Here is a 26,222-nt window from a genome sequence, read left to right on the forward strand (position 1 = left end):
GGGCGGGCGTACGCCTGCCAGGAATCATCCCCCGGCCTGCGCGTCTCCGGTAAGGGGCCAACCCGCTTGTGGTGGTAGCGCTCTCAGGTGTGCGATCGTGCCAGGAGAGATCACCCCGAGGAAGAGGACCCAGCCCTGTGAGCGCCCCCACCAGCCCGGCCGTCGCCCCGGACACCACCGTTCCGGCGCGGATCGTCCGGCTCGCCCGCAACGGCGTCGCCGTCACCTTCACCCTGAACGGCCTGGCAGTCGGCAGCTGGTTCTCCCGGGTGCCGGCCGTCCGCGAGGCGCTGGACCTCTCCGCCGGGCGCCTCGGCCTCCTGCTGCTGGCGATGAGCGTGGGCGCGCTGCTCGCCATGCCGACCTCCGGGCTGCTCGCCCAGCGCCTCGGCTCGGCCCGCACCGTGACGATCGCCACCGTGCTGGTCGCGGTCGGCCTGATCGTGGCCGGGCTGGGCGCGACGGTCGCCGGGTCGTCCGTCGTCGTCGGTCTGGGGCTGGTCGCCTACGGCTACGGCTCCGGCGCCTGCGACGTGGCGATGAACGTCGAGGGCGCCACGGTGGAGCGGCGGTTGGGGCGTACCGTCATGCCCCGCTTCCACGCGGCCTGGAGTCTCGGGTCGGTGGCCGGCGCGGGCCTCGGCGCCGGAGCCGCCCGCCTGGACGTGCCGGTCGGCGCGCACCTCGCCGCGGTGGCGGTGGTGGTGCTCGTCGGCACCGTGCTCGCCTCCCGGATGTTCCTGCCCCAACCGGCCGTCGACGCGGGCAACCAGACGGCGGACACCAGCCCGGCCGGCCGCCGCCGGGCCCAGCTCGCCGCCTGGCGGGAGCCGCGCACCCTGCTCATCGGGCTGTTCGTGCTGGTGGCCGCGTTCGCGGAGGGCAGCGCCAACGACTGGCTGGCGGTCGCTTTCGTGGACGGCCGGGACCTGAGCGAGGCGGCCGGAGCGGCGGTCTTCGGCGTGTTCGTCGTCGGTATGACCATCGGGCGCACCGCGGGCACCATCGCGCTGGACCGCTGGGGTCGGGTGCCGGTGCTCAGCGGCACCCTGCTGCTCGCCGCTGCCGGCGCCGGCCTGGCCGTGCTGGCCGGCTCGGGGCCGGTGGCCATCGTCGGCGTCGCGTTGTGGGGCCTCGGCGCGTCGCTGGGCTTCCCGGTCGGCATGAGCGCGGCGGCCGACGAGGAGGCGCACGCGGCGGTGCGGGTCAGCGTGGTCGCGGTGATCGGCTACACGGCCTTCCTAGGCGGGCCGCCGCTGTTGGGCCTGCTCGGTGACCACGTCGGCACCCTGCGGGCGCTGCTGGTGGTGCCGCTGCTGCTCCTGCCGACGCTCGCGCTGGTGCCGGCGCTGCGCCCGCCGCGAGCCGACGAGCAGGCTCCGGCAGCAGCCGACGAGCAGGCTCCGGCAGCAGCCGACGAGCAGGCTCCGGCAGCACAGAAAAACTAACCCCGATCGGGCCGTGGCGGTATCGGGTGCGCGGCCGAGTGCGTCGCGCGCCCGCGCTGGCTACGGTCGCCCGATGCCAACCGACGAGATCACCGCCGCCGCGGCGGGCAGCTGGACCCTGGGCGACCGCACCGTGCATCGGATGGGCTTCGGCTCGATGCGGATCACCGCGAACCCCGACCGCGAGCGTGCGATCGCGCTGCTGCGCCGCGCCGTGGAGCTGGGCGTCAACCACATCGACACGGCCGCGTTCTACGTCTCGCCCGGCGGAACCCTGCGGGTGGGCACCGGCCCCGCCCGGTACGCCACCGAGCTGATCCGGGCGGCGCTCGCCCCGTACCCCGAGGATCTGGTCATCGCCACCAAGGTCGGCTTCGGCTACGACCCGGTGACCGGATTCAGCGAGGCGGAAACCCCGGCGCAGCTGCGCGCCCAGGTCGAGGAGAACCTGCGACGCCTCGGCCGCGACCGGCTGGACGTGGTGAACCTGCGACTCGGCCGGGGGCCGGGCGCGGTGCCGTTGGCCGAGCGGTTCGGCGCCCTGGCCGAGCTGCGCGCTGCCGGGCTGATCCGGCATCTCGGGCTGTCCAACGTCCGGCCCGAGCAGGTGGACGAGGTGGCGGGCATCGCGCCCGTGGTCTGCGTGCAGAACAACTACGGCCTGGACGCGTACCGGGAGCAGGACGCCTTCGTCCGCGCCTGCGGCGAGCGGGGCATCGCCTACGTGCCCTTCTTCGCGCTGGCCGGCACCGGTCGGGAGGCGGGTGCGAGCGCCGCGCCGGGCGGGGCCGTCGAGGCGGTCGCCCGGGCCCACGGCGTCACCCCCCAGCAGGTACGCCTGGCCTGGACGCTGCACCAGGGCCCGCACGTCCTCGCGATCCCCGGCACCGGCGACCCGGCCCACCTGCGGGAGAACATCGCCGCCGCCGCGCTACGCCTGACCCCCGAGGACCTCAACCGCCTCCCCTGACCCCTGCCCCCGGTGATCATGAAGTTATTGCCATCGATGCCGGCGTGTCGCGCCGATAACTTCATGATCACCGGAGCCAGACCCGGAGGGGGCCCGCAGGGAGGAAGCCGGCTCGGCGGGCGGGTGGTAGGTCGGGGGTGGTCTCGTAGCCGACCAGGGGTACGCCGGGCAGGGTGGCGGGAATCGCCCGCCAGATCTCGTCCGGGTCGTCGCTGTGGGTGAACAGGTTGGAGACGCCGGCCGGGTCGTCGCCGCTGACCACCGCCCCGCCGACGACAGCGCCCCGCTCGTCGTGGCGGGCCAGCACCGGGATGCGCGGGTCGGCCAGCAGCGCCGGGCGGAACAGTTCCCCGCCGCCGTGCGCGCTCGCCCAGGCCGCCAGCCCTTGCCCGGTGGTGACCGGCGTGAGCGGCGGGCCGACCGGCGGGTCGGTCGACGGGCGGTGGATCCACTGCGCGTCGAAGAGCACCCGGAACCCGTACGCCGAGAGGTCGAGGTCGGCGAAGCTGTCCTTCACCGACGCGCCGGGCCCGACGTCGATCCGCGCCAGCAGCGCCTCGGGGTCGACGCCGGGGCGCAGGGTGACCGCGTCCGGATACCAGGGTGGGGAGCGGCGGGGCACCGACCACGCCTCGGCGTCGATCCGGCCGGCCAGCCCGTGGCTGGCGCACACGGCGTCGCACCATCGCGCGTTGTTGTGCGCCGCCGCCTCCCGCACGTTCTTTGACACGCCCGGCAGCCTATGAGGTCAGGACCCGGTGAGGACGACGAGTCGCTGGGTCGCGCGGGTCATCGCGACGTACCGGTCGACCGCACCCTGGATGCCCTCGCCGAACGTCTCCGGGTCGACGAGGACGACCAGGTCGAACTCCAGCCCCTTGGACAGTTCCGGGCTCAGCGACCGGACGCGATTCGTCGCCGGCCGGAAGGTGGGCTCGCCGATGACGCAGGCGATCCCGTCGGCGTGCTCCGCGAGCCAGCCGTCGACGATCGCGTCCAGCTCGCGCACCGACCCGTGGATCACCGGAATCCCGTTGCCGCGGATCGAGGTCGGCACGTTCGCGTCCGGGAGCACGGCCCGGATGACCGGCTCGGCCTGCTCCATGACCTCCCGTGGCGTCCGGTAGTTGATGCTCAGCGAGGTCAGGGTGACCCGGTCGAGGCCGATGCGCCTCAGTCGTTCCGGCCACGACTCCGTGAACCCGTGCCGGGCCTGGGCGCGGTCCCCGACGATGGTGAAGCTGCGCGCCGGGCAGCGCGACAGCAGCATCTGCCACTGCGCGTCGGTCAGCTCCTGCGCCTCGTCCACGACGATGTGCGCGAACGGGCCGGCCAGCAGATCCGCGTCGGCGCTGGGGAGTACGGCCTCGTCGACCAGCGCGTCCTGCAGGTCCAGTTGGCGCAGGCTCGACAGCACACCCTCGCCGTCGTCGTAGGCGTGGGCCGCGATCAGCTCGTCGACGACCGTCGCCATGCGCGCGCGTTCGGCGGCGATGGTGGCCTCGTGACGGCGCGTACGCCGGGACGCCTCCGGGTCGCCGAGCCGCTGCCGTGCCGCGTCCAGCAGCGGCAGGTCGGACACCGTCCAGGCGCGGGCGTCGACGCGTTGGAGCCGGCGGATGTCCTCGGGGCCGAGCCAGGGGGCGCACCGGCGCAGATAGGCGGGCACCGACCACAGGTCGGCGACGATGTCGGTCACTTCGAGCAGCGGCCAGGCGCGGTTGAACGCCGTGCGCAGATCCCGGTTGCGCAGCAGCGACCCGCGTACCAGGTCGTCCGACTCGTCGCCGTCGTACCTCCCGAGCAGGATCGCCAGCAGCTCCTGCCAGATCTCGTCCCGCGCCTCGTTGTGCGGGGTGCCGGGTCCGGGCGCCTCGAACGCCTGGGCCCAGTCGTCCGCGCTCAACCGCACGTCGGCGTCGCCGGCCGTGACCGTCATCGCCGTGGTCGGCGGCTCCTCGTAGAACCGCACGGCCGCCTCGATCGCCCGGACCAGATCCGCCGAGGACTTCAGGCGGGCCACGTCCGGGTCGGCCTCGACCGTCGCCGCGGCACCCTGGGGGACGAGGTCGCGCAGGGTGCAGGTCTGCACGTCCTCCTCGCCGAGGCTGGGCAGAACGTCGGCGACGTACGCCAGGTAGGGCTCGTGCGGCCCGACGAACAGCACCCCGCCGCGGCGGTGACCGAGGCGGGGGTCGGAGTAGAGCAGGTACGCGGTGCGGTGCAGGGCGACGACGGTCTTGCCCGTGCCCGGACCGCCGTCGACGACGAGAGCGCCGCGCGATCCGGCCCGGATGATGGCGTCCTGGTCGGCCTGGATGGTGCCGAGCACGTCGCGCATCCGGGCCGACCGGTTGCCGCCGAGGCTGGCGATGAACGCGGACTGGTCGTCCAGCGCCGCGTGCCCCTCGAACCCGTCCGGGGTGAACACCTCGTCCCAGTAGTCGCTGATCCGGCCGAGCGTCCAGCGGTACCGACGCCGGCTCGCCAGGCCCATCGGGTTGGCGTGGGTCGCCCCGAAGAACGGCTCGGCCGCCGGGGAGCGCCAGTCGAGCAGCAGCCGCCGACCGTTGCCGTCGGTGAGGCCGAAGCGTCCGATGTAGACCGGCTCGGGGTCGTCCGCGCTGACGATGCGCCCGAGGCACAGGTCCAGACCGAAGCGCCGCAGGGCGCGCAGGCGAGCGGTCAGCCGGCGGATCTCCTCGTCCCGGACTACCGCCTGGCGGCCCTTGCCGGCGGGTGCCCGGCGCTCGGCGTCGAGGCGGTCGGACAGCTCGGCGATCGACTGCTCCAGGCTCGCCGCGATGACGGCGAAGTGCTGCTCGTCACGGTCGATCAGCGCCGGGTCGGCCTTGGCGGCGAGGTTGTCGGGAAGGTCGAACGCGCTGGCCGCCGCCGACGAGTTGTGCATGTATTGGCTCCCGTTTCCGCAGGTCCTGGCCTTGGACGGGCAATTCTGCGGTACACCTGGGGCCTTGCCGCAAGTCCCCCCATGCGGTATATGTTGGATATGGCGGGGAGTGTTGTCCCCCGCTTTCAGGGCTTCCGTTCGGTACGCCCGCTCCAGCGGTTCCGTCCGCGCTCCGCCGAGTCAGATTTCTCCCACCTGGCGTGCAGCGTATTGCCAGGAATCGGTGCTGAACTGGAGTGGCGTCCGAGGAGAGGGGCTGGGCATGGGCTGGTTCAACCGGCGGTCACGGGGCACCGAGGCGACCCCAACGAAGCTGGACCGCGAGGCCACCCGGGACGATCTCGCCGCGCTGGAGTCGTTCGTCGCCAGCCGGCGGGGAGTGGAGTTCTACCTGGAGCCGGAGACCACCGCCACCGACACCACAGTGGTGGCGATCGCCCACGACGGCGAATGGATCCGCCGCCGCACCGGCACACCCCGCGCGGCGGGCGCCATCGCCCGCAAGCACGCGGTGCCGCTGTACGAGGCGGCCCGCACCGGCTACCCGGAGCGGATGCGGGTGTGGAATCGGGCACACCCGGAGCGCCACGCCCGCTGAGACTCCTCCGCCCAGAAGCCACCACCGCCGGGCCAGCGGCGCGAGCCAGAGTGCTCCGCCGATCCTTTGCTCTGCTTACCAATAAGCGCCAGTGACGCCCCATTCCCGTTGCGTATAGGGAAGCAGAGCAAAGGATGTCGGGCATTGATCCGGGGCATCGAGGTCGGGTGATCCGCTGTCGCGTCGACAGTTGAGGCTCGGTGACGCACGCCCGTTCGTCGGGCCGGAGCAGCGTTGACCCGCAGCGCAGGGGTGTGGCAGCATTCGCGGCCTGACGGCAGTGAAGGAAGTCGGTGCGAATCCGACGCGGTCCCGCCACTGTCACCGGGGAGCGATCCCCCCTCGTGAGTCACGGCCGTGTGTCTGCGGTTGGAAGGCCGGGGGAGAGCGTCGATCCGGAAGCCAGGATACTTCGGCCGTCGGGACGTACCCCAGGGCGTGGACACCCGAGGAGGACCCGATGACGCTTGGCGTCTCCATCACCGACGGCTGCTGCCGTCCTGCGCACCGCGGCCGTGCCGTCGCCGCGATCGGCATCGACTCCGTTCACCGCTGAGTTCCGGACCGCGCCGCCCGTCGCTCCCGGCCGCAGGCCGCTGAGCCGGCCGGATCGCGGCCTCCGCTGAACCCTGCGCCCATCCCACGTCGCCAGGCCGCTCTCGCGAGCGTGCCGACGTTACCGTCCGGAGCCTGCCGTGCGCGTTCTGCTGCTCTCCACCGCCGACACCGACCTGCTGGCCGCCCGCGCCAGTGACGCCGACTACCGGCTCGCCAACCCGGCGCGGGTGGCGGCCGACGAGGTGCCCGCCCTGCTCGACGGGGTCGACCTCGCCGTCGTACGCCTGCTCGGGGGTCGGCAGGCGTGGCCGGACGGCCTCGCCGCGGTGCTCGCCACCGGCGTGCCGACTGTCGTGCTCGGCGGTGAGGCGGTGCCCGACGCGGAGCTGATGGCGATCTCCACGGTGCCGTCCGGAGTGGTCACCCAGGCGCTGGCGTACCTGGTGGAGGGCGGGCCTGACAACCTCGGGCACCTGGCCCGGTTCCTCTGCGACACGGTGCTGCTCACCGGCGAGGGGTTCGCCCCGCCCGCGCCGACCCCGGCGTACGGCGTACACGGCGACCACCCGACCGACCCGCGGCGGCCCACCGTGGGGATCGTCTTCTACCGGGCGCACGCCCTCGCCGGCAACACCGCCTTCGTCGACGTCCTGGCCGAGGCCGTGCGGGAGGCCGGGGGCAACCCGCTGCCGATCTTCTGTGGCTCGCTGCGGGGCCTGACCACGGGCGCGGGCCCGCTCGGGCTGTTCGCCCGCTGTGACGCGCTGCTGGTCACCGTGCTCGCGGCCGGCGGAGCGGTCGCCGCCGACGCGTCCGGGGGCGGCGACGAGGACGCGTGGGACGTCGGCGCCCTCGCCGCCCTGGACGTGCCCGTCATTCAGGCGCTCTGCCTGACCAGCACCAGGGAGCAGTGGGCCGGCAGCGACGCCGGGCTGTCCCCGTTGGACGCGGCGATGCAGGTGGCCATCCCCGAGTTCGACGGACGGATCGTCACCGTGCCGTTCTCGTTCAAGCGGATCGACGCGGACGGCCTCTCGGTCTACGCCGCCGACCCCGAGCGGGCCGCCCGGGTGGCCGGCATCGCGGTGCGTCACGCCCGGCTGCGGTACGTGCCCAACGCCGACAAGCGGGTCGCCGTCGTGCTCAGCTCGTACCCCACCAAGCACTCCCGGGTCGGCAACGCCGTCGGGCTGGACACCCCCGTCTCGGCGGTCCGGCTGCTCGCCGCACTGGCCGAGGCGGGTTACCACCTGGGGGACGCGCCGCCGCCCGACGACGGCGACGCGCTGATCCACGCCCTGATCGCCGCCGGTGGGCACGACGTGGAGTGGCTCACCCCGGAGCAGTTGGCCGCCGCCGAGGCCCGGGTGCCCGGCGAGACCTACCGGCGGTGGTTCGACCAGGTACCGGCCAAGCTGCGTGAGCGGATGCGGGAGCACTGGGGTGAGCCGCCCGGCGAGCTCTACACCGACGGCGGGGACCTCGTGCTCGCCGGGCTGCGCTTCGGCAACGTGGTGCTGCTGATCCAGCCGCCGCGTGGCTTCGGGGAGAACCCGATCGCCATCTACCACGACCCGGACCTGCCGCCGAGCCACCACTACCTGGCCGCGTACCGCTGGCTGGCCGCGCCCGTCGCGGACGGCGGCTTCGGCGCGGACGCCGTGGTGCACCTGGGCAAGCACGGCACCCTGGAATGGTTGCCCGGCAAGGGTCTCGGCCTGGCGGCCGACTGCGCGCCCGACGCGGTCCTCGGTGACCTGCCGCTGGTCTACCCGTTCATCGTCAACGACCCCGGCGAGGGCACCCAGGCCAAGCGGCGCGCACACGCCGTGGTGATCGACCACCTGGTGCCGCCGATGGCCCGCGCCGAGACCTACGGCGACCTGGCCAAGCTGGAGCAACTGCTCGACGAGTACGCCACCGTGCAGGCCCTCGACCCGGCCAAGGTGCCGACCGTGCGGGCGCAGATCTGGGACCTGGTGCGCGCCGCCGAGCTGCATCACGACCTGCACGCCGAGGCGATGCCCGACGCCGACGACTTCGACGACTTCGTGCTGCACCTCGACGGGTACCTCTGTGAGGTCAAGGACGTGCAGATCCGCGACGGGCTGCACATCCTCGCCGACGCGCCCGTCGGCGAACCGCGGGTCAACCTGGTCCTCGCGGTGCTGCGCGCACCCCAGATCTGGGGCGGCAACCACGCCCTGCCCGGCCTGCGACAGGCCCTCGCCGCCGCGTACGGCCTCGACGAGCAGGAACTGCTGGCGGCACCGGGCGAACGACTGGCGGTGCCCACGGCGTTGACCGACGTGGTGGACGGGCCGGCCGGCACGGCCGCCGACGCCGTCGACCTCATCGAGGCGCTCGCCCGGAGGTTGGTCATCGGGATGGAGACGCTCGGCTGGGACGCCGAGGCGGTCGACGCGGTGGTCGCGGAGGTGACCGGGCAGCCGATCCCGGACGTCGTCGCGGTGCTGCGCTTCGCGGCCACCGAACTGGTGCCCCGGCTGGCGCGCACCACCGACGAGCTGACCCACACCCTCGGGGCGCTCGACGGGCGGTTCGTGCCGCCCGGACCGTCCGGTTCACCCACCCGGGGCCTGGTCAACGTGCTGCCCACCGGCCGCAACTTCTACTCCGTCGACCCGAAGGCCATCCCCAGCCGCAACGCCTGGGACGTCGGGGTGGCCCTCGCGGACTCGCTGCTGGCCCGGCACCTCGCCGACACCGGCACGTACCCCCGCTCGGTGGGGTTGACCGTGTGGGGCACCAGCGCCATGCGCACCCAGGGCGACGACATCGCCGAGGTGCTCGCGCTGCTGGGCTGCCGCCCGGTGTGGGACGACCGGTCCCGGCGGGTCACCGGCATCGAGGTGGTGCCGACCGCCGAGCTGGGCCGGCCCCGCGTCGACGTGACCGTGCGCATCTCCGGCTTCTTCCGCGACGCGTTCCCGCACGTCGTGGCGCTGCTCGACGACGCCGTACGGCGGGTCGCCGCGCTGGACGAGCCGGACGAGGAGAACTACGTGCGGGCGCACGTCGCCGCCGACCTCGCCGAACACGGCGACGAGCGGCGGGCCACCGCCCGGATCTTCGGCTCCAAGCCCGGAGCGTACGGCGCGGGCCTGCTGCCGCTGATCGACGCGCGGACCTGGCGCAGCGACGCCGACCTCGCCGAGGTGTACGCGGTGTGGGGCGGCTACGCGTACGGCCGGGGCCTGGACGGGCGGGAGGCGCGCGCCGACATGGAACGCTCGTTCGCGCGGATCGCGGTGGCGGTGAAGAACCAGGACACCCGCGAGCACGACATCGTCGACTCGGACGACTACTTCCAATACCACGGCGGGATGGTGGCGATGGTCCGCCACCTCACCGGATCGTCGCCGCAGGCGTACGTGGGTGACTCGGCGATGCCGCACGACGTGCGCACCCGCACGCTGGGCGAGGAGACCCGGCGGGTGTTCCGCGCCCGGGTGGTCAACCCGAAGTGGATCGCGGCGATGCGCCGGCACGGCTACAAGGGCGCGTTCGAGCTGGCGGCCACCGTGGACTACCTGTTCGGCTACGACGCCACGGCCGGCGTGGTCGACGACTGGATGTACGAGCACCTGGCCGCCGCGTACCTCTTCGACGACACGACCCGGGAGTTCCTGGAGCAGTCCAACCCGTGGGCGCTGCGCGGCATCACCGAGCGGCTGCTGGAGGCCGCCGACCGGGGGCTGTGGGCCAAACCCGAGCCGGCCACCCTGGACCGACTCCGTGACACGTACCTGGCCAGCGAGGGCGACCTGGAGGACCGGGCATGATCACCTACCCGTTCAGCGCGGTGCTCGGCATGGCCGACATGCGGTTGGCGCTGCTGCTCAACGCTGTCTCCCCGGCGATCGGCGGGGTCCTCGTGCGCGGCGAGAAGGGCACCGCCAAGTCCACCGCCGTCCGGGCGCTCGCCGCGTTGCTGCCCCCGGTCCACCGGGTCGCCGGCTGCCGCTTCGGCTGCGACCCCGCCGAGCCCGACCCGGGCTGCCCGGACGGGCCGCACCCGGACGATGCCACCGTCGAGACCCGTCCGGCCCGTCTCGTGGAGTTGCCGGTCGGCGCCGCCGAGGACCGGGTCGTCGGCTCGCTCGACCTGGAGAAGGCCCTCGGTGCGGGGGTACGCGCCTTCGAACCGGGCCTGCTCGCCGCCGCGCACCGGGGCGTCCTCTACGTCGACGAGGTCAACCTGCTGCACGACCACCTCGTCGACCTGCTGCTCGACGCGGCGGCGATGGGCCGCAGCCACGTCGAGCGCGAGGGCGTCTCGGTCAGCCACGCGGCCCGCTTCCTGCTGGTCGGCACCATGAACCCGGAGGAGGGGGAGCTGCGCCCGCAGCTGCTCGACCGATTCGGGCTCACCGTCGAGGTGGGTGCCAGCCGGGACCCGGAGGTCCGGGTCGAGGTGGTGCGTCGCCGGCTCGCCGCCGACGCCGACCCGGCGGGCTTCGCCGCCCGCTGGGCCGACGCCGACGCGGAGATCGCCGGCCAGGTGGCCGCCGCCCGCCGCCGGCTTCCCGGGGTACGCCTTCCGGACGCCGCGCTGCGGCAGATCGCCGAGGTGTGCGCCGCGTTCGACGTGGACGGGATGCGCGCCGACATCGTCACCGCCCGTACCGCCCTCGCCCACGCGGCCTGGCACGGCCGGGACCGGGTCACCATCGACGACGTACGGGTCGCCGCCCGCCTCGCCCTGCCGCACCGCCGCCGCCGTGACCCGTTCGACACGCCGGGCCTGGATGAGAAGCGCCTCGACGAGGCGTTGCAGCGCGCCCAGGACGCCCACCCCGACGATCCGGACGACGACGGCGGCCCGCACGACGGTGGCCCCGCTGGATCGCGCCCCGACGGCTCGGACCCCGACGGTGGCGGCCCGGGCGGTGGCTCCGGCGGCCCCGGCGGCCCGGACGACGGCGGCGCCGACCGTCGTGGCCCGGACGACGGTGGCCCGCGGGGCGGTGCCGGCAGCGGTGCCGACCGCAGCGGCCCCGACGGTGCGGGACCCTACGGTGGCAGCTCCGACGGCAGCGACGACGCCGCTGACCAGGGTGAATCGACCCGGCAGCGGGGCTCCGGTGGGCAGGGGCAGCCGGTGGCCGTACCCCACGGTGGTCTGCGGGCCCGGCTGCTCACCGCGCCCGGCGTCGGTGACGGCGTGCCCGGGCGGCGGTCGCGCGCCCGCACCGGGCGGGGACGCACCACCGGGGCCCGGGTGCCGGCCGCTCGGGTCGGCGCGCTGCACCTGCCGGCCACGATTCGCGCCGCCGCGCCCCATCAGGCGGCCCGGGGGAGGCTGACCGGCCCGCTGCGACTGCGCCCGGACGACGTGCGGGAGGCGGTCCGGGAGGGGCGTGAGGGCAACCTCGTGCTGTTCGTGGTGGACGCGAGCGGGTCGATGGGCGCCCGGCAGCGGATGACCGCCGTGAAGGACGCGGTACTCGCGCTGCTCACCGACGCCTACCAGCGGCGGGACAAGGTCGCCGTGATCGCCTTCCGGGCCGGCGGTGCGCGGACGCTGCTGCCGGCCACCTCGTCGGTGCTGGCCGCCTCGACGCGGCTGGCCGAGCTGCCCACCGGTGGACGCACGCCGCTGGCCGAGGGCCTGCTCGCCGCCGCCGAGCTGCTGCGGCTGGAGCGCCGACGTGACCCGAAGCGCCGCCCCCTGGTCCTCATCGTCACCGACGGCAGAGCCACCGCCGGGCCGCGTCCACTGGACCGGGCCGCGGCGGCCGCGACGGTGCTGGCCGCGACAGCGGCCCCCTGCGTCGTCGTCGACTGTGAGTCCGGCCCGGTCCGTCTGCACCTGGCGCGGCGCCTGGCCACCCAGCTGAGCGCGCCCCTGACCCCCCTGGCTGCCCTGACCCGCCCCCGCGATCGTGTGGTTCCGGTCGCGACATGAGGGGACCACGTGCGCAGATGACCAGCAGAAACGGCACGATCGCGGGAGTGCCCGCGGGACGGGGGACGGGCTGATGCCACAGGGACAGCCGAGCGTGGTGCCCGCTGACGGGTTGACGACCCGGCAGCGGCGGCACCGGCCACTGCTGATCGTCCACACCGGACAGATGAAGGGGAAGTCGACCGCTGCCTTCGGGTTGGCGTTGCGGGCGTGGACCGCCGGCCTGCCGGTCGGGGTGTTCCAGTTCGTCAAGAGCGCCAAGTGGCGGGTGGGGGAGGAGAACGCCTTCCGGGCGCTCGGCGAGGTGCACGAGCGTACCGGCCAGGGCGCGCCGGTGGCCTGGCACAAGATGGGCGAGGGCTGGTCCTGGATCCAGCGCGGCGGCGAGGCCGACCATGCCGCGGACGCCCTGGAGGGCTGGCGGCAGATCCAGCGCGACCTGGCCGCGCAGCGGTACGGGCTGTACGTGCTGGACGAGTTCACCTACCCGATGAAGTGGGGTTGGGTCGACGTCGACGAGGTGGTCGCCACCCTGGCCGACCGCCCCGGCTTCCAGCACGTCGTCATCACCGGCCGGGACGCCGACCCGCGCCTGATCGCCGCCGCGGACCTGGTGGCCGAGCTGACCAAGGTCAAGCACCCGATGGACGCCGGCCAGAAGGGCCAGAAGGGCATCGAGTGGTGAGCGCGCCCTGGGCGCTGCCCCGAGTGGTCATCGCCGCGCCGGCCAGCGGCCACGGCAAGACCACCGTCGCCACCGGGCTGCTCGCCGCGCTGCGCCGTCGCGGCCTGACGGTCAGCCCGCACAAGGTCGGCCCGGACTACATCGACCCCGGCTACCACGCCCTCGCCGCCGGGCGGCCCGGCCGGAACCTCGATCCGTTCCTGGTCGGAGCCGAGCGGATCGCCGGTCTGCTGCGCCACGGCGCGAGCGTCCCGACGCCCGCCGACATCGCCGTGGTGGAGGGTGTGATGGGCCTGCACGACGGGGCGGTGGGCCGCCGCGACTTCGCCTCCACCGCGCACGTCGCCCGGCTGATCGAGGCACCCGTGGTGCTGGTGCTGGACACCACCGCGCAGGGTCGCTCGGCCGCCGCGCTGACCCTCGGCATGGCCGCCTTCGACCCGGCGGTCCGCATCGGCGGGGTGATCCTCAACCGGGTCGGCTCGCCCCGGCACGAGACGCTGCTGCGCGACGCCCTCGCCGAGGTGGGCGTACCGGTGCTCGGGGCGGTCACCCGCGCCGCCGAGGTCGCCGCGCCGGCCCGGCATCTCGGGCTGGTCCCGGTCGCCGAGCGGGCGCCCGAGTCCCTCGCGATCGTCGCCGCCCTCGCCGAGCTGGTCGAGGCCACCGTGGATCTCGACGCCGTGCTCGACCTGGCCCGCACCGCCGCGCCGCTGACCACCCCGGCGTGGGACCCGGTCGCCGCCGTCGGCGGGCCGGCCGGCCACGAACGCCCGCTCGTCGCGCTCGCCGGTGGTCCGGCCTTCACCTTCTCGTACGCGGAGACCGCCGAACTGCTCACCGCCGCCGGGGCGGACGTGGTCACCGTCGACCCGCTGCGCGACCCGGCGCTGCCCGCCGGCACCCGCGCGGTCGTGATCGGCGGCGGGTTCCCCGAGGCGTACGCGGAGGCCCTCGCGGGCAACGGCACGCTCCGGGCCGAGCTGGCCGACTTCGACGGGCCGGTCGTGGCCGAGTGCGCCGGGCTGCTCTACCTCGGGCGGGCCCTGGACGGCGTACCGATGTGCGGTCGGCTGGACCTCACCGCCCGGATGACCGGCCGGCTCACCCTCGGCTACCGCGAGGCCCTGGCCGTCACCGACTCCCCGGTGGCCCGCGCGGGCGAGCCGGTACGCGGCCACGAGTTCCACCGCACCACCACCGACCCCGCTCACGGCGAGCGGCCGGCGTGGCGCTGGAACGGCACGGACCACGGCTTCGTCGCCGGCCGCGTGCACGCCTCCTACCTGCACACCCACTGGGCCGGCCACCCCGCCGCCGCCCGCCGGCTGGTCGAGGCGTGCCGATGAGCGCGCAGCGCACCCACGCGGGGCCGACCGCTGACGCGTGTCCCGCCGACGCCACGCTGACCGGCGTCGGTGTCGGGCCGGGTGACCCGGAACTGCTCACCGTCAAGGCCGTACGGATCCTGCGCGCGGCCGACGCGGTGTTCGTACCCGTGATGGCGGACCGGGTCGCGCCGAGCGCGACCGCCGGTGCGACGCCGCCGGGCGCGCAGGCCGGGCGGGCCGAGGCGACCGTCCGGGAGTACGTGCCGGCGGATCGGCTGCGTCGGCTGCCGTTCGCCCTCGACGACCGGGGTGGGGTGACCGCCCGCCGGGCGGCGGCCTGGGACGACGCCGCCCGGAGCGTGGTCGACGCGGTCGACGCGGGCGCGCGGTCCCTCGCCTTCGCCACCATCGGCGACCCCAACGTCTACTCCACCTTCGGCTATCTGGCGCAGAGCGTCCGCGCGCTGCGCCCCACCGTGCGGGTGGCGACCGTGCCCGGTGTGACCGCCATGCAGGAGCTGGCCGCCCGCAGCGGCATTCCGCTCTGCGAGGGACGCGAACCGCTGACGCTGCTGCCGGCCACCGCCGGTCTGGCGCTGTTCGCCGACGCCCTCGCCGGGCCGGGCACCGTTGTCGCCTACAAGGGCTGGCGGCGGCACCCGGAGCTGCTCGCCGAGCTGCGCCGGCAGGGCCGCCTCGCCGACGCGGTGCTCGGGCGCAGCCTCGGCCTGCCCGGGGAGAGCGTCGGCGGGGTCGACGACACCGCGCACGACCTGCCGTACCTGTCGACGCTGCTGGTGCCCGCCCGCCGCGACCACCGAGGAGGAAAGCTGTGACCAGCAACGGCAAGGTGTGGTTCGTCGGGGCCGGCCCGGGTGCGGCGGACCTGCTGACCCTGCGGGCAGCCCGGGTGATCGCCGCGGCGGACATCGTGATCTGGGCGGCCAGCCTGGTGCACGCCGACGTCCTCGACCACGCCCGCGGAGACGCGGAGATCGTCGACTCGTCGCAGCTGCCCATCGAGGGCGTGCTCCCGCTCTACCAGCGCGCCGCCGAGCAGGGGCTGACCGTGGCCCGCATCCACTCCGGCGACCCGGCGCTCTGGGGCGCCGTGCAGGAGCAACTGGACCTGTGCCGGACGCTCGACCTGGCCGTCGAGATCGTGCCCGGAGTGTCGTCGTTCACCGCCGTCGCGGCGCTCGTCGGGCGGGAGCTGACCGTGCCCGAGGTCGCCCAGTCGGTGATCCTCACCCGCCTCGAAGGCGGCAAGACCCCGATGCCGCCCGGCGAGCGGGTCCGCGACTTCGCCCGGCACGGCACCACCATGGCGCTGTTCCTCTCCGCCGCCCGCTCCGGTCAGGTGCAGGCCGAGCTGCTGGCCGGCGGCTACCCGGCGGACACCCCGGCCGTGGTGGCGTACCAGGCGACCTGGCCCGACGAGCTGGTCGTGCGCTGCACGGTCGGCACCCTGGAGGCCACGGTCAAGCAGCACAAGCTGTGGAAACACACGCTCTTCCTGGTCGGGCCGGCGCTGGCCGCCGAGGGCACCCGCTCGCACCTGTACCACCCCGGGCACTTCCACACCTTCCGTCGCGCCGAGCCGGCCGCCCGTGCCGAGCTGCGCCGCCAGACCGGCGGTCGCGCCGGGGGAACAGGCACAGCGTGACGTACGCCGAGCCGCCGCTGCGCGAGCCGGACCTGCCGCGTACGGCGAAGGTCCGGCCCACCGCGCTGCGGACGGGTTGGACCACCGGGGCCTGCGCCACGGCCGCGGCGAAGGCCGCCGTCTCGGCGCTCGTCACCGGGGTTGCCCCGCCGGAGGTGGAGATCGGGCTGCCCGCCGGGCGGCGGGTGCGGTTCCCGGTCGAACGCTGCGAGGTGACCGGCAACCCACCGGCGCGCGCCGAGGCGGTGGTCGTGAAGGACGCCGGTGACGACCCGGACGTCACCCACGGCGCCGAGCTGACCGCCACCGTGGACTGGACCGACGTCCCCGGGCTGCGCCTGGCCGGCGGTCCCGGCGTCGGCACCGTCACCAAGCCGGGCCTCGGCCTCGCGGTCGGCGGCCCGGCCATCAACGACACCCCACGTCGCATGATCGGCGAGGCGGTGGCCGAGGTCGTCGACCTCACCGAGGTCGGTGTCCGCGTGGTCATCAGCGTGCCCCGGGGCGAGATCATGGCCCGCAAGACCACCAACCGCCGGCTCGGCATCCTCGGCGGCATCTCGATCCTCGGCACCACGGGGATCGTCCGACCCTTCTCCACCGCCTCCTGGCGGGCCAGCGTCGTCCAGGCCGTGCACGTGATGGCCGCCCAGGGCGAGCGGACCGTGGTGCTGTGCACCGGCGGGCGTACCGAGCGGGCCGCCCGCGCGCTGCTGCCCGAGCTGCCCGAGGTGTGCTTCGTCGAGGTGGGCGACTTCACCGGCGCCGCCGTCACCGCCGCGGTGGGCGACGCGATGACCGGGGTGGTCTTCGTCGGCATGGCCGGCAAGCTCGCCAAACTCGCCGCCGGAATCCTGATGACCCACTACACCCGCTCGAAGGTGGACCTGTCGCTGCTCGGCGCGGTGACTGCCGACGCTGGCGGCGATCCGGCGCTGGTCGCCGCGGTGACCGAGGCGAACACCGGGCGGCACGCGTACGAGCTGTGGGAGGCCGCCGGGCTGCTCGGCCCGGCCGGGGACCTGCTCTGCCAGCGGGTCGGGCAGGTGCTGCGTCGCTTCGCCGGGCCGACGGTCACCGTGGACGTGGCGATGGTCGACTTCGCCGGCGCGCGGGTGGTCGCCTCGTCGGGCCGGTGGCCGCGATGAGCCGGGCGACCGCGACGGCCGCCGACCCGCTGGCGCACCTGGCGTCCCCGGACGCGCTGGTGACAGTGGCGTCCCCGGACCCGTTGGTGACGGTGGCCGGCCCGGATGCGTTGGTGACAGTGGTCGGGGTGGACGCGGCCGGAGCGCCACCGCATTCCGCCCTCGCGCCCGCGTTGGCCGGGGCGGGGCTGGTCGTCGGAGCGGCCCGGCACCTGGCCACAGTTTCCGTACCGCCCGGCGTGGACACCGTCGTCCTCGGGCCGCTCGCCCCGGCCGTACGGCGGCTGAGCGTCGCCGTGGCCACCGGGGTGCCGGCCGTGGTGCTGGCCAGCGGCGATCCCGGCCTGTTCGGCATCGTCCGGCGGCTGCGCGCGGCCGGGCTGCCCCTGCGGGTGGCGCCGGCGGTCTCCAGTGTGGCCGCCGCGTTCGCCCGTGCCGGGCTGCCCTGGGACGGTGCCGCCGTGGTCACCGCGCACGGCCGCGACCCGCGACCGGCCCTGAACGCCTGCCGGGCGCTGCCCCTGGTCGCGGTGCTCACCGCGCCGGGCGTCGGCGCGGCCGAGCTGGGCGCCGGACTGATCGGCTGGTCCCGCCGGCTGGTGGTCGCCGAACACCTCGGCACCGACGCCGAACGCGTCCGGGCGGTGACCCCCGAGCAGGCCGCCGCCGGCACCTGGTCCGATCCGCACGTCCTGGTCAGCGTCGCCGACACCGCACCCGCCGGATTCGTGCCCACCGACGTCACGCCCGACCGGGTCGCAAGCGGCGGGATGCGCGCCGACAACCAGCCGGCCGCGGCACCGGCCGGTGGCTGGGCGCTGCCGGAGGACCGGTACGCCCACCGCGATTCCATGATCACGAAGTCCGAGGTGCGTGCTCTCGTCGTCGCCCGGCTGCGGCCTCGTCTGGGCCGGCTGGTCTGGGACGTCGGCGCGGGCAGCGGCTCGGTCGGCATCGAGTGCGCGTTGCTCGGCGCTGCCGTGCTCGCCGTCGAACGGGACCCCGCGTCCGCCGCGACGATTCGGGACAACGCCGCGACGCACGCCGTCGACGTGCGGATCGTCGTCGGGCGGGCTCCGGAGGCGCTGGCCGGGTTGCCCGAGCCGGACGCGGTCTTCGTCGGCGGTGGCGGTGTCGACGTCCTCACCGCCGTGGTGGCCCGCCGACCCGAGCGGGTGGTGCTCACGCTGGCCGCGCTGGACCGCGTCGCGCCGGCCGTGGGCCTGCTGCGCGCCGCCGGCTACACCGTCGAGGGCAGCCAGCTCTCCGCCGCCCGCCTCGCCGACCTGCCCGGTGGGTCGATCCGCCTCGCGGCCACCAACCCGGTGGTCGTCCTCACCGGGGAGCGCCCGTGACCGACCAGAACCCGCCTGCCCGGATCGGCCTGGTGGCGGCCACCGCCGCTGGCCGACGGCACGCCGACACCCTGACCGCCGCGTGGCCGCACGCCTGGCTGGTCGAGGGGGAGACCGTCGCCGACGCGTTGCGCAGCGCCTGGGCCGGCTGTGACGCGGTGATCGCGTTCCTGGCCACCGGGGCGGTGGTGCGCATCCTCGCGCCGCTGCTCGACGACAAGCGCACCGACCCGGCCGTGGTGGTCGTCGACGAGGCGGCCCGGCACGCCGTGGCGCTGCTGGGCGGTCACGCCGGCGGGGCCAATGCCCTCGCCGAGCAGGTCGCCGCGCTGCTCGACGCCCGACCGGTGATCACCACCGCCACCGACGCGGTCGGCCTGCCGGGGCTGGACACCCTCGGCTGGCCGGTGCAGGGCGCGGTCGCCGCGGTGTCCCGGGCCATCCTGGACGGTGAACCGGTCCGGCTGATCGCCGACGCCGACTGGCCGCTGCCCGCCCTGCCCCCGAACGTCTACGCCGCCACCGCTCCGGCGACCGTGGCCACCGGCACCGCCGTAGGCGGGGCCGGCAGCGCCGGCGGCCACGAGGACACGCCGGACGACGGGTACCGGCTGCTGGTCACCGACCGGGTGGTGCCCTTCGACGGGCGCACGGCCGTGCTGCGGCCGCCGTCGCTGGTCGCCGGCGTCGGCGCGAGTCGGGGCGTGCCGGCCGCCGAGGTGGCGGAGCTGCTGCACCGGGTGCTGGCCGAGGCCGGCCTCGACCCGGCGAGCCTGCGCTGCCTGGCCAGCGCCGACGTCAAAGCCGACGAGGCGGGCATCCGCAGCACCGCCGACGCGCTCGGCGTACCCCTGGTGACCTGGCCGGCGACGCGGCTGGCGGCGGTCGACGTGCCGCATCCCAGCGAGGTGGTCCGCGCCGCGGTCGGCACGCCGAGCGTCGCGGAGGCCGCGGCGCTGCTCGGACCGGACGGCCGATCCGACGACGCGACGCTGCTGGTCGGCAAGACCGCGACGGCGATGGCGACCGTCGCGGTGGCCCGGCACGCGCCGCGCGGCCGGCTCGCCGTCGTCGGCCTCGGGCCGGGCGCCGCCGACCTGCGGACCCCCCGCGCGGTGGCGGAGTTGCGTCGCGCGGCGGTGGTGGTCGGCCTGGACCAGTACCTCGACCAGGTGCGGGACGTGCTGCGGCCGGGCACCCGGGTGCTGTCCAGCGGGCTTGGCGCGGAGGAGGCGCGGGCCCGCGCGGCCGTCGCCGAGGCCGCCGCCGGCCGGTCGGTCGCGCTGATCGGATCCGGCGACGCCGGGGTGTACGCGATGGCGAGCCCCGCCCTGGAGTACGCCGACGAGCGGATCGACGTGGTCGGTGTGCCCGGGGTGACCGCCGCGCTCGCCGCGGGGGCGCTGCTCGGCGCGCCGCTCGGACACGACCACGCCTACGTGAGCCTGTCCGACCTGCACACCCCGTGGGAGGTCATCGAGCGGCGGGTGACCGCCGCCGCCGAAGGTGACTTCGTGACGCTCTTCTACAACCCGCGGAGCCGGGCGCGCGACTGGCAGCTCGGCAAGGCGCTCGGCATCCTCGCCGCGCACCGGCCCCCGGACACCCCGGTAGGTGTGGTGCGCAACGCCAGCCGCCCCGGCGAACAGGTGCAGCTCGCCACAGTGGCCACACTCGACCCGGCCATCGTCGACATGTACAGCGTCGTGGTCGTCGGCAGCAGCGACACCCGGCTGGTCGCTGGCCGGATGGTCACCCCCCGGGGGTACCGGTGGCGCTCGTGACGATCGACGCCTGCCAGGGCTGCGGCGCCTGCCTGCTCACCTGCCCCACACACGCGATCCGACCGGTCGCCGGTGGCCTCACGGTCCGCGTCGACCGGTGCACCGGCTGCCTGGAGTGCGTGGAGATCTGCCCGGTCGACGCGATCCGCGTCGCCGAGCCCGACCCCTGCGAAGGAGCCCGATGAGCCGGGTGGTGCATCCCATCGAGGTCGAGTCGTACCGCATCCTGCGCGAGCGGGTCGACCTGTCGCACCTGCCGCCGCTGAGCCGAGCGGTGACCGAACGGGTGGTACACGCCAGCGCCGACCTCGCGTACGTCGACGACCTGGTCTGCGACGAGGCCGCCCTGGAAGCGGGGCTGGCGGCGCTGCGCGCCGGTGCGCCAGTGGTCACCGACGTGGCGATGGTCGCCGCCGGCATCACCCGCGCCGGCCTGGAGCTGGTCTGCCCGGTCGCCGAGCCGGCCGCCGCCGAGCTGGGCCGCGCGGCCGGCATCACCCGCTCGGCGGCCGCCGTGCGGATCGCGCTGGACCGGGTCGGCCCCGGCGCGGTGTGGGTGGTCGGCTGCGCGCCCACCGCGCTCGTCGAACTGCTCACCCTGGACGCCACGCCCGCGCTGGTCGTCGGCCTGCCGGTCGGCTTCGTGGGCGCCGCCGAGTCGAAGGCGGCGCTGCGGGCCAGCGGCCTGCCCGGGGTGTCCAACGTGGGCGAGAAGGGTGGCTCGGCGGTCGCCGCCGCCGCCCTCAACGCCCTGCTCTACACCGAGGAGAGGTCATGACCGGTCTGGTCATCGTCGGGCACGGCACGCGCAGCGCTGCCGGGGTCGACCAGTTCGTCGCGCTCGTCGAGCGGGTCCGCCGTCGCGGTGACGTCGCGGACGTCGAGGGCGGCTTCATCGAGCTGTCCCGCCCACCGCTGACCGACGCGGTCGGCGCGCTCGTCACGCGCGGGCACCGGGCCCTGGTGGCGTTGCCGCTGGTGCTCACCGGCGCTGGGCACGGCAAGGGCGACATCCCCGCCGCGATGGCCCGTGAGCAGGAGCGGCACCCCGGGCTGACGTACCGCTACGGGCGCCCGCTCGGCCCGCACCCGCTGCTGCACACGGCCCTCGAAGAGCGCATCGACGCGGCGTTGGCGGGTGCCGACCGGGCCGGCACGGCGTTGGCGGGTGCCGACCGGGCCGGCACGGCGTTGGCGGGTGCCGACCGGGCCGGCACGTGGGTGGCGTTGATCGGGCGGGGGTCCACCGACCCGGACGCCAACGCCGAGGTGGCCAAGGTCGCCCGTCTGCTCTGGGAGGGGCGCGGCTACGCGGGCGTCGAGCCGGGCTTCATCTCGCTGGCGCAGCCGTCGGTGCCGGAGGTGCTGGACCGGTTGCGCCGGCTCGGCGCGCGGCGGATCGTCGTCGCGCCGTACTTCCTGTTCGCCGGGGTGCTGCCCGACCGGATCGTCGCCCAGTCGGCGGAGTTCGCCGCCGCGCACCCCGACCTGGACGTCCGGGTCGCCGAGGTGATCGGCGACTGTGACGCCCTCGCGGATCTGGTGCTCGAACGCCACGCCGAGGCGCTGGGCGGGGACATTCGGATGAACTGCGACACCTGCGTGTACCGGGTGTTGATGCCCGGCTTCGCGGACAAGGTGGGTCGCCCGCAACGCCCGCACGACCACCCCGACGACCCGGTCGGCCATCACCATCACCACCACGGGCAGGACCACCACCACGATCACGGTTCGGTCGCCGTGGTCGGCGGCGGGCCGGGGCCCGACGACCTGATCACGGTACGCGGCAGGGCGCTGCTCGACGCCGCGGACGTCGTGGTGGTCGACCGGCTCGCCCCGCAGGGGCTGCTCGCCGGGCTGCGCCCCGACGTGCTGGTCATCGACGCCGCGAAGGTGCCCCGTGGCCCGTCGATGGCCCAGGACGCGATCAACGCGGCCCTGGTGTCGCACGCCAAGGCCGGTCGCCGGGTGGTGCGGCTCAAGGGCGGCGACCCGTACGTCTTCGGACGCGGCCACGAGGAGGTGCAGGCCTGCGCGGCGGCCGGCGTACCGGTGACTGTGGTCCCGGGGGTCAGCAGTGCCCTCGCCGCGCCGGCCCTCGCCGGCGTGCCGGTCACGCACCGGGGTGTGGCGCACGAGGTCACCGTGGTCTCCGGGCATCTGCCGCCCGGGCACCCCGACTCGCTTGTCGACTGGGCGGCGCTGGCCCGCGCCCGGGGCACCGTCGTGCTGCTGATGGCCGTGGACACCATCGCGAAGATCGCGGCCGTGCTGGTCGAGCACGGTCGGGCTCCGGAGACCCCGGTGCTGGCCGTGCAGGACGCCGGTCTGCCCGGCCAGCGGTCCGTGCCGGCCCGACTGGACGAGATCGGCGCGGTCGCCGCCCGCGAGGGCATCGGCCCGCCGGCCGTCTTCGTGCTCGGCCCGGTGGTCGCTCTCGCGGCCACCGGGCCGAGCGCCTGACGGCTACTCGCTGCGGGCGGTCTCCGGCCCGGTGATGCGTTGCAGCAGCGGCAACGTGGAGGCGATGACGCCGAGGCAGGCGACCAGCCCGACGACGACGATCACGTAGAAGCGCGGCCCCGGCGCGACCAGCGTGTAGTCCATCTGTGCCCGCAGGAACAGATGCGCGGCGAGCAGGCCCATCCCGATGGCGAGCGCGGCGACGGCGAGCATCGGTACGGCGCTCTCCAGCGCCACCACCCGTCGCAGGACCCGCACCGGAGCGCCGCTGAGGCGCAGCAGGCTGAACGGACGGCGGCGTTCGGTCAGGCCGCCGATGACGCTCACCGCGAGGCTGCACCCGCCGAGCGCGAGGCTGGCGATGATGATGACGTTGGCCAGTTGTTCCCAGCCGCGCAGCGTGTCGGCGAAGTCCGACTCGAAGTCGCCGGGCACGTTCGGCCCCACCCAGAAGGTCGGGAAGGCGACCTCCAGCACGGTGCGGACGCGCTCGATGGTTGCGGCGGAGCCGTCCGTGCCGACGCTTATCGATCCGACCGGTAGCCGGTGGAGGTCGTCGAGGGTGAGAGACGCGGCGGGCCAGACCGTCGCGGGTGACGCCGACTCCCGCCAGCGGCTGAGGCCTATCGGCACCTCGATGACGCTCGCGCCCTCGGCGCACCGGCCGTACGCGCTCGGGAGGTCGGCGCACGCCAACAATCCGCCCTCGCCACCGCTGATCATGTCCGGGTCTTCCCGGATGGCGGTCGCGGACCGCACGCCGCTGATCGCCCGCAACTCGGCGAAGAGCGTGTCCGGCACCGACGTCGCCTTCTCGTCGAAGACGGTGGTGACCGTGCCGGCGTCGGTCGAGCCGACCGGGGCCGGGCCACGTTCATCGACGATCGTGGTGATCACGCCGACGGCCACGCTCGTGACGAAGAGCGCGAGCATGATGCCGCTGATCGCCCGGAAGCCGGCCTTCGGGTTGTCGGCGAGGCGTCGCGCGGCGATGAGCGTGGCCGGACGGTTGGCGTACCGGGCCATCACCCGGGCACCGACCATCGTCAACCACGGGCCGGCGAAGACCAGGCCGGCCATGATGAGCAGCAGGCCGGGCAGGAAGATCGCGGTCTGACCGTCGGACGACTCGGGCCGGTAGCCGAGCGCGAACACCAGCACGGCGACACCGAGCAGCATCGGGATCAGCCGGTACGCGCGCGGCGCGCGGGGGGTGACCCGCCGGGTCACGCCCAGCGGCGAGATCCGTACGCGGCGCAGCGAGACCTGGGCGGCCAGCGCCGCGCCGGCCGGGACGCCGAGCGCCACGAGCAGGACGTTCAGCAGGCCCAGGGACATGTCGCCGGGGAAGAACGGCATGCCGGTGAACGGGATGCCCGCGAGCGAGCCCCGGAACGCGTAGAACAGGCCGAAGCCGACGGCGGTGCCGGCGACGGCGGCGGCCGCCGCCTCCACCGCGGCGACCGTCGAGATCTGCCGGGGTGTCGCGCCGACCAGGCGCATCGCGGCGAAACGCTGCTCCCGGCGGGCGGCGCTGAGCCGGGTCGCGGTGCCGATGAAGATCAGCACCGGGAAGAGCAGCCCGCCGGCGATCACACCCAGGATGAGGTTCACCGTGGTCTCGGGGAGGGCGGGCTTGTCATCGAGGTTGGCGACCTGCCGGGAGTTGGGCAGCTTGGCGACGCTGTCCGGCGTGCCGCCCACGATGGCGAGCAGCGCGTCCGGTGAGGTCAACCCGGACGGTCCGACGGTGCCCAGGTCACGCCCCGGGTATCGGTCGGCCAGCTGATCGGCCGGCTGTGCCGCGAACAGTTCCCGCAGCGCCGGCGAGACGTAGAATTCGCCGGGGCCCGGAGTGCTCGGGATCCCGGCCGGGGTGGGCGCGGTCGGTCCGGTGGCGGCGACGTCGATCCGGAGGATCTGCTTGCTGTGGAAGAAGTCGTCCCGCGTCGACCACCACAGTGGATCGGCGGCGCCGGCGGTGGAGGCCTGGGGATAGATCGACGCGTAGCGGGTGAGCTGGGCGTCGACCGCGTTGACCCCGGCGAGGGTGGTCAGCAGCAGCCCGCTGCCGATCGTGACGGCGGCGGCGATGACGAGCAGGCGGGTGAGTGCCTCCCGGCCGCCAGCCAGGGCGAGGCGGAGCCCGAAGCGGATCATGAGGCGATCCGGTCCGGAGCGTTGACGCGCCCGTCGCGCACCATGACCTCGCGGTCGGCGTACGCGGCGATCCTGGCCTCGTGGGTCACCAGGATGACAGTGGTGCCCTGCTCGCGGGCCGCGCTGACCAGCAGGTCCATGACGTGCTCGCCGGTGAGCGAGTCGAGCGCGCCGGTCGGCTCGTCGGCGAAGAGCACCTGCGGCTCGGCGACCAGGCCGCGGGCCAGGGCGACGCGTTGCGCCTGCCCGCCGGAGAGCTCGCCCGAGCGGCGCTGCTCCAGGCCGTCCAGGCCGAGGCGCGCGAACCAGGCGTACGCCTTGGGCAACGCCTGCTTGCGGTGTACGCCACTGAGCAGCAGGGGCAGGGCGACGTTCTCCACCGCGGTCAGCTCGGGGACGAGTTGGCCGAACTGGAACACGAAGCCGAACCGGTCGCGACGCAGGCTGCTGCGCTGGGTCTCGGGCATGGCGTCGACCCGGGCCCCGTCGAAGAGGATCTCGCCGGAGCTGGGCACGAGGATGCCCGCCAGGCAGTGCAGCAGAGTGGACTTGCCCGAGCCGCTGGGGCCCATGACGGCGAGGATCTCGCCCGCCTCCACGGCGACGCTGGCGCCGCGCAGGGCGGGTGTCTGGCCGAAGGCGAATTCCACGTCCCGTGCTTCGATCACGACGCTCATGGCCGCACCTCTTTCCGCAGGGCGTCCAGGCGGGCGCCGGTCATCTCGATCCACCGGAGGTCCGCCTCCAGGTGGTACAGGCCGTGGTCGGCGAGCAGCGCGTCGACCAGGCTGCCGGCGCGCTTGATCTCGGTCAGCTCACGCATCCGCTGCAGGTGCGCGCTGCGCTGGGTGTCGAGGTACTCGGCGGCCGGCCGGTCGAGCATCAGCGCGAGCACGACCTTGGCGAAGAGCACCGTCTGCAGGTGCGGCTCCGGGTCGACCGGCTGGGTCAGCCACTGCTCGACCTCGGTCGCGCCGACGTCGGTGATGACGTAGCGCTTGCGGTCGGGGCCCGAGCCGGGCGCGACGTCGCTGATCACCACCTTGCCGTCGCGGGCCAGGCGGCTGAGGGTGGAGTAGACCTGGCCGAACGGCAGTGGCTTGCCCCGACCGAAGAACGCGTCGTAGTCGCGCTTCAGGTCGTAGCCGTGGCTGGGCTCCCGTTCGAGGAGGCCGAGAAGGGTCAGAGGCACGCTCATGCCAGGAGACTACCC

The 26,222-nt window shown here is 74.8% G+C and carries 20 protein-coding genes and 1 riboswitch; of the genes, 15 read left to right on the forward strand and 5 right to left on the reverse strand.

Going from position 1 to position 26,222, the window contains the following annotated elements; genetic code table 11:
* Positions 1-137: 137 nt before the first annotated feature.
* On the forward strand, positions 138-1,448 hold the full coding sequence (locus ACFYPH_RS06750; protein WP_387179750.1) for an MFS transporter: 1,311 nt from the start codon (positions 138-140) through the stop codon (positions 1,446-1,448).
* Positions 1,449-1,521: 73 nt separating this feature from the next.
* Positions 1,522-2,418: an aldo/keto reductase gene (locus ACFYPH_RS06755; RefSeq protein WP_354862221.1), complete on the forward strand. Its 897-nt coding sequence runs from the start codon at positions 1,522-1,524 to the stop codon at positions 2,416-2,418.
* A gap of 67 nt (positions 2,419-2,485) precedes the next feature.
* On the opposite strand, the gene ACFYPH_RS06760 is transcribed toward ACFYPH_RS06755, so the two are convergent.
* Positions 2,486-3,148, reverse strand: a complete 663-nt coding sequence (locus tag ACFYPH_RS06760) for a hypothetical protein (protein ID WP_354862220.1) — start codon at positions 3,146-3,148, stop codon at positions 2,486-2,488.
* 18 nt (positions 3,149-3,166) lie between these two features.
* Positions 3,167-5,329 carry an RNA polymerase recycling motor ATPase HelR gene (helR, locus tag ACFYPH_RS06765; RefSeq protein WP_354862219.1) on the reverse strand — a complete coding sequence of 721 codons (2,163 nt, stop codon included), beginning with the start codon at positions 5,327-5,329 and terminating at the stop codon, positions 3,167-3,169.
* Between the two features lie 262 nt (positions 5,330-5,591).
* On the opposite strand from helR, the gene ACFYPH_RS06770 reads away from it, so the two are divergent.
* From ACFYPH_RS06770 to cobA, 13 genes are all read left to right on the forward strand, one after another.
* A complete protein-coding gene (locus ACFYPH_RS06770) occupies positions 5,592-5,927 on the forward strand; it encodes a hypothetical protein (RefSeq protein WP_234589536.1) in 336 nt (111 codons plus the stop codon).
* 283 nt (positions 5,928-6,210) lie between these two features.
* Positions 6,211-6,340, forward strand: a riboswitch (cobalamin riboswitch).
* Between the two features lie 282 nt (positions 6,341-6,622).
* Entirely contained in the window at positions 6,623-10,291 is a 3,669-nt protein-coding gene (gene cobN / locus ACFYPH_RS06775) for a cobaltochelatase subunit CobN (protein ID WP_387179755.1), read from the forward strand.
* Positions 10,288-12,417, forward strand: a complete 2,130-nt coding sequence (locus ACFYPH_RS06780) for a VWA domain-containing protein (protein WP_355137343.1) — start codon at positions 10,288-10,290, stop codon at positions 12,415-12,417. The genes cobN and ACFYPH_RS06780 overlap by 4 nt, the downstream gene beginning before the upstream one ends.
* 73 nt (positions 12,418-12,490) lie before the next feature.
* On the forward strand, positions 12,491-13,102 hold the full coding sequence (gene cobO / locus ACFYPH_RS06785) for a cob(I)yrinic acid a,c-diamide adenosyltransferase (protein ID WP_355137341.1): 612 nt from the start codon (positions 12,491-12,493) through the stop codon (positions 13,100-13,102).
* Positions 13,096-14,451: a cobyrinate a,c-diamide synthase gene (locus ACFYPH_RS06790; protein ID WP_387179759.1), complete on the forward strand. Its 1,356-nt coding sequence runs from the start codon at positions 13,096-13,098 to the stop codon at positions 14,449-14,451. The genes cobO and ACFYPH_RS06790 overlap by 7 nt, the downstream gene beginning before the upstream one ends.
* On the forward strand, positions 14,448-15,269 hold the full coding sequence (gene cobI / locus ACFYPH_RS06795) for a precorrin-2 C(20)-methyltransferase (RefSeq protein ID WP_387179762.1): 822 nt from the start codon (positions 14,448-14,450) through the stop codon (positions 15,267-15,269). The genes ACFYPH_RS06790 and cobI overlap by 4 nt, the downstream gene beginning before the upstream one ends.
* Complete coding sequence (gene cobM / locus ACFYPH_RS06800; RefSeq protein ID WP_387179765.1) at positions 15,266-16,099, forward strand: precorrin-4 C(11)-methyltransferase; 834 nt, start codon at positions 15,266-15,268, stop codon at positions 16,097-16,099. The genes cobI and cobM overlap by 4 nt, the downstream gene beginning before the upstream one ends.
* Entirely contained in the window at positions 16,096-17,247 is a 1,152-nt protein-coding gene (locus tag ACFYPH_RS06805) for a cobalt-precorrin-5B (C(1))-methyltransferase (RefSeq protein WP_355065295.1), read from the forward strand. Before cobM ends, ACFYPH_RS06805 begins: the two co-directional genes overlap by 4 nt.
* Positions 17,244-18,602, forward strand: coding sequence for a precorrin-6y C5,15-methyltransferase (decarboxylating) subunit CbiE (gene cbiE / locus ACFYPH_RS06810; RefSeq protein ID WP_387179769.1), 1,359 nt, complete (start codon positions 17,244-17,246; stop codon positions 18,600-18,602). Before ACFYPH_RS06805 ends, cbiE begins: the two co-directional genes overlap by 4 nt.
* Positions 18,599-20,386, forward strand: coding sequence for a precorrin-3B C(17)-methyltransferase (gene cobJ / locus ACFYPH_RS06815; protein WP_387179772.1), 1,788 nt, complete (start codon positions 18,599-18,601; stop codon positions 20,384-20,386). The genes cbiE and cobJ overlap by 4 nt, the downstream gene beginning before the upstream one ends.
* Positions 20,374-20,571: a DUF362 domain-containing protein gene (locus ACFYPH_RS06820; protein ID WP_387179775.1), complete on the forward strand. Its 198-nt coding sequence runs from the start codon at positions 20,374-20,376 to the stop codon at positions 20,569-20,571. Before cobJ ends, ACFYPH_RS06820 begins: the two co-directional genes overlap by 13 nt.
* Entirely contained in the window at positions 20,568-21,164 is a 597-nt protein-coding gene (locus tag ACFYPH_RS06825; protein WP_354862230.1) for a precorrin-8X methylmutase, read from the forward strand. Before ACFYPH_RS06820 ends, ACFYPH_RS06825 begins: the two co-directional genes overlap by 4 nt.
* Positions 21,161-22,849, forward strand: a complete 1,689-nt coding sequence (gene cobA, locus ACFYPH_RS06830; RefSeq protein ID WP_387179778.1) for a uroporphyrinogen-III C-methyltransferase — start codon at positions 21,161-21,163, stop codon at positions 22,847-22,849. The genes ACFYPH_RS06825 and cobA overlap by 4 nt, the downstream gene beginning before the upstream one ends.
* 3 nt (positions 22,850-22,852) lie before the next feature.
* On the opposite strand, the gene ACFYPH_RS06835 is transcribed toward cobA, so the two are convergent.
* From ACFYPH_RS06835 to ACFYPH_RS06845, 3 genes are read right to left on the reverse strand one after another with little or no spacing between them, the layout of a single operon-like run.
* A complete protein-coding gene (locus ACFYPH_RS06835) occupies positions 22,853-25,009 on the reverse strand; it encodes an FtsX-like permease family protein (RefSeq protein ID WP_354862233.1) in 2,157 nt (718 codons plus the stop codon).
* A complete protein-coding gene (locus ACFYPH_RS06840) occupies positions 25,006-25,686 on the reverse strand; it encodes an ABC transporter ATP-binding protein (RefSeq protein ID WP_387179782.1) in 681 nt (226 codons plus the stop codon). The genes ACFYPH_RS06835 and ACFYPH_RS06840 overlap by 4 nt, the downstream gene beginning before the upstream one ends.
* Positions 25,683-26,207 (reverse strand): PadR family transcriptional regulator, encoded by a 525-nt coding sequence (locus ACFYPH_RS06845; protein ID WP_354862237.1) that lies wholly within the window; start codon positions 26,205-26,207, stop codon positions 25,683-25,685. The genes ACFYPH_RS06840 and ACFYPH_RS06845 overlap by 4 nt, the downstream gene beginning before the upstream one ends.
* Positions 26,208-26,222: the final 15 nt, after the last annotated feature.

Source organism: Micromonospora sp. NPDC005252 (genome assembly GCF_042872475.1).
Classification (GTDB): Bacteria; Actinomycetota; Actinomycetes; order Mycobacteriales; family Micromonosporaceae; genus Micromonospora.

Coding starts and splice junctions, on each gene's coding strand:
- cobA (WP_387179778.1), top strand. CDS start 21,161: ATGACCGGTCTGGTCATCGTCGGGCACGGCACGCGCAGCGCTGCCGGG.
- ACFYPH_RS06840 (WP_387179782.1), bottom strand. CDS start 25,686: ATGAGCGTCGTGATCGAAGCACGGGACGTGGAATTCGCCTTCGGCCAG.
- helR (WP_354862219.1), bottom strand. CDS start 5,329: ATGCACAACTCGTCGGCGGCGGCCAGCGCGTTCGACCTTCCCGACAAC.
- ACFYPH_RS06825 (WP_354862230.1), top strand. CDS start 20,568: ATGAGCCGGGTGGTGCATCCCATCGAGGTCGAGTCGTACCGCATCCTG.
- cobI (WP_387179762.1), top strand. CDS start 14,448: ATGAGCGCGCAGCGCACCCACGCGGGGCCGACCGCTGACGCGTGTCCC.
- ACFYPH_RS06845 (WP_354862237.1), bottom strand. CDS start 26,207: ATGAGCGTGCCTCTGACCCTTCTCGGCCTCCTCGAACGGGAGCCCAGC.
- cbiE (WP_387179769.1), top strand. CDS start 17,244: ATGAGCCGGGCGACCGCGACGGCCGCCGACCCGCTGGCGCACCTGGCG.
- ACFYPH_RS06780 (WP_355137343.1), top strand. CDS start 10,288: ATGATCACCTACCCGTTCAGCGCGGTGCTCGGCATGGCCGACATGCGG.
- ACFYPH_RS06755 (WP_354862221.1), top strand. CDS start 1,522: ATGCCAACCGACGAGATCACCGCCGCCGCGGCGGGCAGCTGGACCCTG.
- cobO (WP_355137341.1), top strand. CDS start 12,491: ATGCCACAGGGACAGCCGAGCGTGGTGCCCGCTGACGGGTTGACGACC.
- ACFYPH_RS06835 (WP_354862233.1), bottom strand. CDS start 25,009: ATGATCCGCTTCGGGCTCCGCCTCGCCCTGGCTGGCGGCCGGGAGGCA.
- ACFYPH_RS06770 (WP_234589536.1), top strand. CDS start 5,592: ATGGGCTGGTTCAACCGGCGGTCACGGGGCACCGAGGCGACCCCAACG.